We start from the raw sequence: 5720 nt of genomic DNA on the forward strand, positions 1-5720 counted from the left end.
ACGTTATTCCGTACGCGCTAATACGGAATTTAACGTGAGCAAAGCCATTCGGGTAGGTGAGAATTTCCAGGTAGCCTACGGCGAGCGCATAGGCCAGCCTGCCGGTAACCAGAACGAGGGTAACCCCGTTTCCTTTGCCTACCGCATGCAGCCCATTATACCCGTATATGATATTATGGGCAACTTTGCCGGCACCAAAGGCGGCGACCTGGATAACGCCAAAAACCCGGTAGCTGCGCTGTACCGCAATAAAGACAACATCAGCAAAGAGCTGCGCCTGTTTGGTAATGGCTGGGCCGAGGTGGACATCTTAAAGAACCTCACCGCCCGCACCAGCATTGGTATAGATTATAACTGGAACAATTACAGGAACTACACCATCCGCGATATTGAATCCAGCGAATCGGCCAGCGTGAACAGCCTGTCCATTTCCACTGCCTATGGCAATACCTGGACCTGGTACAACACGCTCACCTACCGGCTGGACCTCAGCTCCATGCACCATTTCAACTTCCTGTTAGGTACAGAGGCTATCAGCAGCATGAACGACCCGCTCACCACCGGCCGCTCCCGCTTCTTTTTAGATGCCCTGGATAACCGTTATATAGATGCCGGCAACGGCAGCACCGCCACTAACACCGGTGTGTATTCCGACTGGCGCCTGGCATCAGAATTCGGGAAGATCAACTATGGGTATAATGATAAATACCTGGTAGATTTTACCCTGAGAAGGGACCGCTCCTCCCGCTTTTCACAGCAGCATAACGTGGCCTACTTCCCGGCCGTAAGCGCCGGCTGGCGTGTATCTGAAGAGCCTTTTATGAAAAGCATCAGCGCTATTAACGATCTGAAGCTGCGTGTAGGCTGGGGGCAGACAGGTAACCAGGAAATTGGTAACTACAACCGCTATACGACCTTTGGCACCAACCCTACCAACTCCTTTTATGACCTGAACGGTTCCCGTTCCTCTGCCCTGCAGGGTTATGAGCTAAGCCAGTTCGGCAACCCGGATGCCAAGTGGGAAACCACTACCAGCACCAACATTGGTTTGGATGCCACCATGCTTAAAGGCAAGCTGAGTGTAGGTATAGATGTGTACCAGCGTAAAACCAGCGACATGCTGTTCCCCGTAGAGATCCAGTATACCCAGGGCCAGGCTACCAACCCTTTCCGCAACATTGCCACCATGATGAACCGCGGTATTGAGCTGGGCATCAACTTCAGTAACGATGCCATGAAAGGCGATCTTACCTATGACCTGGGCATTAACTTCAGCACCTATAAAAATGAAGTACAGAAAACAGATGGCAATGCCAATACCCGCTACTTTGGCTTTACCACCCGCCTGCCGGCGATGACGGTAACACAGGCCGGGCAGCCCATTTCCTCTTTCTTTGGTTATGTGATCGATGGTATTTTCCAGTCGGATGATGAGGCGCTGAAAGCACCCCCGCAATTTGGCGGCGGCGCTAATAACAAAGCCGGCCAGTTCCATTTTCACGATGTAAATGGCGATAATAAGATAGATGCCAACGACCGCACCATTATCGGCAATCCACACCCGGACTTTACCTATGGCTTTAATGCCCAGGTGAACTATAAGAACTTTGGCCTTACCGTGTTTGCACAAGGCGTGCAGGGTAACCAGATCTTTAACTATGTGCGCTACTGGACCGACTTCCCCACTTTTGGCGGTAACCGCAGCCGGGAAATGCTGGAAGATTCCTGGCGCCCGGGAAAAACAGATGCCAGGCTGCCCCAGCTCCGCTCCAATGATGTGATCAGCAGCAACCCATCCACCTACTACGTAGAAAATGGCTCTTACCTGCGCTTTAAGAACATACAGCTTTCCTACAACCTGCCCGAAAGCCTGTTAAAACGCTTTGGCATCAGCACCTTCCGCATTTACATACAAGGGCAAAACCTGTGGACCATTACCCAATACACCGGGCTTGATCCGGAAATTAACCTGCGTAACTATGATCCTAATAACGACCGCCATATGGGTGTGGACGAAGGCTCGTATCCCATGGCAAAAGTGTACCTCGTAGGCGCAAACATTAGTTTCTAAACAACCATAAAATGATTACCATGATCACACGTAAAACCATATATACCGCTATTTTACTGCTGCTATGCACGGCCTGCAGCAACAGCTTCCTGGATCTGAAACCCAAAGGCGTGCTGCTGCCGGAACAATTGTATACCAATAGCGGTGTGAATGCCGTGCTTATTGGCGCTTATTCATTGCTGGATGGCGTGGGCGCAGGCAACACCACCTACCAAAGCTCCGGCGATAACTGGGTATATGGCAGCGTAGCCGCTGACGATGCCTATAAAGGCACTACCTCCGGCGACCAGCCGGCCATCAGCCTCATTGAAACCTACCAGATCCTGGCAGATAATGATTACTTCCGTGGTAAGTGGCGGGCCGTGTACGACGGTATTGCCCGCAGTAATGATGTGATACAGGCGCTGGCCAAAACACCTGCCACGGAAATTGATGATGCAGAGCGCACCCGCATTACGGCAGAAGCCCGCTTCCTGCGCGGCCACTATCATTTTGAAGCTAAAAAGATGTGGAACCATGTGCCTTACATTGATGAGAATGTGTACAACCCGGAAGATGCCAACAGCACCAAAGTGCCCAATGATAAAGACATATGGCCCAACATTGAGGCCGACCTCCAGTTTGCCTACGAAAACCTGCCTCACCGCCAAACACAGCCCGGCCGCGCCTCCAAATGGGCCGCTGCCGCCATGCTGGCCAAAGCCAAGCTGTTCCAGCAAAAGTATGCAGAGGCTAAAACCCTGCTGGACCTTATTGTAAGCCAGGGCGGTTATGTGCTGGTAGACCGGTATGCCGATAACTTCCGCGCACAGGCTAACAATAATGCAGAATCTGTTTTTGAAGTGGAGCACTCCGTGAATGATGGTGCACCCGGCGGTGAAAATGGTAACCAGGGCGCTACGCTGAACTATCCCTATGGCGGGCCTACCACCTGCTGCGGCTTTTTTCAGCCTTCGCAAAACCTGGTGAATGCATTTAAAACAGATGCCAATGGCCTGCCCTTATTGGATAACTTCAATGCAGATGATGTAACGAACGACCAGGGCATAGAATCCAAAGATCCCTTCACTCCCTATGCAGGCACCCTGGATTCACGCCTGGACTGGACGGTGGGCCGCCGCGGCATTCCCTACCTGGATCATGGCCTGCACCCCGGTAAAGCCTGGATCCGTGATCAGGCCTATGCAGGGCCCTATTCTCCTAAAAAGAACATGTTCTATAAAGTGGACATCGGCAGCGCAACCTTTGCCAATAACCCGCGGCAAAATGCCAATAACTACCGCATGTTGCGTTACTCGCATGTGCTGCTGTGGTTAGCGGAATGTGAAATTGAAATAGGCTCCCTGGAACGCGCCCGCGAGCTGGTGAATATGATACGCACCCGCGCCGCCAATCCCGTAGGTTTTGTAAAGCTGCCGGATGGCACCAATGCCGCCAACTACAAAGTAGGCCTGTACAACACTACGTGGACGGATAAGGCGCTGGCCCGTAAAGCCGTTCGTTTTGAAGAGCGCCTGGAGTTTGCCATGGAAGGCCACCGCTTTTTTGACCTGGTACGCTGGGGCATTGCACCGGATGTGCTGAACACTTACCTGGCACAGGAAAAAGGCAAACGTACTTATCTGAATAATGCTACGTTCAAGGCTACTAATATTTATTATCCTATTCCGCTGCAGGAGATCGTGAATAGTTCCATAAGCGGAACGGCCACACTGAAGCAGAATGATGGATATTAGGTTAATTACGAATTTGCCAATTACGAATTACGAATTGAGCACTTCGTTGTGAAGTAGCTCAGTAAATATAAATACGGTTTATAAAGATGATCTAAGAAGTTTTATGAATACGAATAGATAAAAGCAAACGCCCGTGATGTTTCTACATTATGGGCGGTTTTTTTGAAACCCTATGTCATCAACCACCCATCTGTATTAATTATTAGGTACTTTCTCAATTCAGGCTTCAGCCGGTACATAGAAAGTCATCAACCCGCACTACACAATTCGTAATTCGTAATTGACCAATTCGTAATTAAAATTAACAATCCCCGCTTCGCGGGATATTGTTAATTACTGTTAACCCTATTCAACCCGCAATCCGCCGCAGCCACCGATAGTAAATGCCCGTTGGCCGACACCCCCCAAACCTCCCTTACCTTATCTCTAGTTTTGTTACATGGCAAAATTGATTACCGGAATATTGGGCATCACCGTGCTCATAGCCGGGTGTAAAGGAAAAGCAGCTACACCCGGCGCCCGCGAAAAGGGCAACAACCAGGCTACCATTGTAGATGTAATGATAGCCGGCACCAGCACCATTAACAACACGATTGAGGCCAATGGTACGGTGGTAGCCAATGAATATGCAGAGCTGCACCCGGAAATAAGCGGGCGCATTACCTACCTCAATGTGCCGGAAGGCGCACTGGTACAGCAAGGTACCCTCATTGCCCGTATTAACGATGCAGACCTGCAGGCGCAGCTGCAGAAATCAAAAGTGCAGCTGGACCTGTATCAGAAAACTGAAGAACGTGACCGCAAGCTGCTGGACATTAACGGCATTAACCAGGCCGACTATGACCTGGCCCTTAATAATGTGAACAGCACAAAGGCAGATATGGCCTACACCCAGGCGCTGATAGATAAAACCGTGATCCGCGCCCCCTTTACCGGTATTGTAGGCCTGCGCCAGGTAAGCATTGGCGCATATGTAGCGCCCACCAATGTAATTGCTACCATTCAGCAGCTGGATAAAATAAAAGTGGATTTCACTTTGCCGGAGCAATACGGTTCAGTGATCAAAAAAGGCGCAGTGGTAGATGTAACGATAGATGCCAGCACCAACGCACAGCGTAAAGCAGTAGTGATAGCCTATGAGCCGCAGATAACGCCTACCAGCCGTAACATACGGGTGCGCGCCGTGCTGCAGGAAGGTAAAGGCCATCCCGGCGCTTTTGTAAAAGTGTACCTGAATGCAGCCGCCGATAAAAAAGCCATCCTGGTGCCCACCAACGCCATCATCCCCAACGATAAAAATAACCAGGTGATCCTGGTAAAAAACGGCAAAGCTGCTTTTGCAGATGTTGTAACCGGCTTGCGTGAAGCCAGTAATATTGAGATCACCAGCGGCATTAACCCTGGCGATACCGTAGTAGTGACCGGGGTGCTGTTTGCACGCCCGGATGCGCCATTGAAAGTACGGGGCGTAAAAACAACCGCGCCGGCAGTTGCGCAGCAGTAAACGATTTGAACGGAAACATAAGATAAGACAGTACACATGAATATTTCTGAACTGTCACTGAAGCGGCCCGTGCTGGCAACAGTGATGAACCTGTTGATCATTTTATTCGGCGTGATCGGGTATACCTTCCTGGCCGTACGTGATTACCCGGCCATTGATCCGCCGGTGATCACCGTTACCACCGCTTATACCGGCGCCAACCCCGATGTAATAGAAAGCCAGATCTCCGAACCGCTGGAAAAACAGATCAACGGTATTCCCGGCATCCGCACCATCAGCTCCACCAGCTCTTTAGGCAGCAGCGCCATTACCGTGGAGTTTAATTTAGGGATCGACCTGGAAGCTGCGGCCAGTGATGTGCGTGATAAAGTAAGCCAGGCCACCCGCAGCCTGCCGCTGGATATTGATG

4 protein-coding genes are annotated in these 5720 nt (G+C 50.8%); all 4 read left to right on the forward strand.

From position 1 onward, the window contains the following. Positions 1 to 2071 (forward strand): SusC/RagA family TonB-linked outer membrane protein (locus VIM87_RS24885; RefSeq protein ID WP_331999609.1); only part of this gene is annotated, 2071 nt, incomplete at its 5' end. A gap of 20 nt (positions 2072 to 2091) precedes the next feature. Then, on the forward strand, positions 2092 to 3807 hold the full coding sequence (locus VIM87_RS24890) for a RagB/SusD family nutrient uptake outer membrane protein (protein ID WP_331999610.1): 1716 nt from the start codon (positions 2092 to 2094) through the stop codon (positions 3805 to 3807). A gap of 439 nt (positions 3808 to 4246) precedes the next feature. After that, positions 4247 to 5311, forward strand: coding sequence for an efflux RND transporter periplasmic adaptor subunit (locus VIM87_RS24895; protein ID WP_331999611.1), 1065 nt, complete (start codon positions 4247 to 4249; stop codon positions 5309 to 5311). A gap of 36 nt (positions 5312 to 5347) precedes the next feature. Continuing rightward, positions 5348 to 5720 (forward strand): efflux RND transporter permease subunit (locus tag VIM87_RS24900; protein ID WP_331999612.1); only part of this gene is annotated, 373 nt, incomplete at its 3' end.

Origin of the sequence: Chitinophaga sp. (genome assembly GCF_036569125.1) — a bacterium.
GTDB lineage: Bacteria > Bacteroidota > Bacteroidia > Chitinophagales > Chitinophagaceae > Chitinophaga.

Excerpts from the sequence above, each read along its gene's own strand:
- VIM87_RS24890 (WP_331999610.1), top strand. The coding sequence starts at position 2,092 with ATGATCACACGTAAAACCATATATACCGCTATTTTACTGCTGCTATGC.
- VIM87_RS24895 (WP_331999611.1), top strand. The coding sequence starts at position 4,247 with ATGGCAAAATTGATTACCGGAATATTGGGCATCACCGTGCTCATAGCC.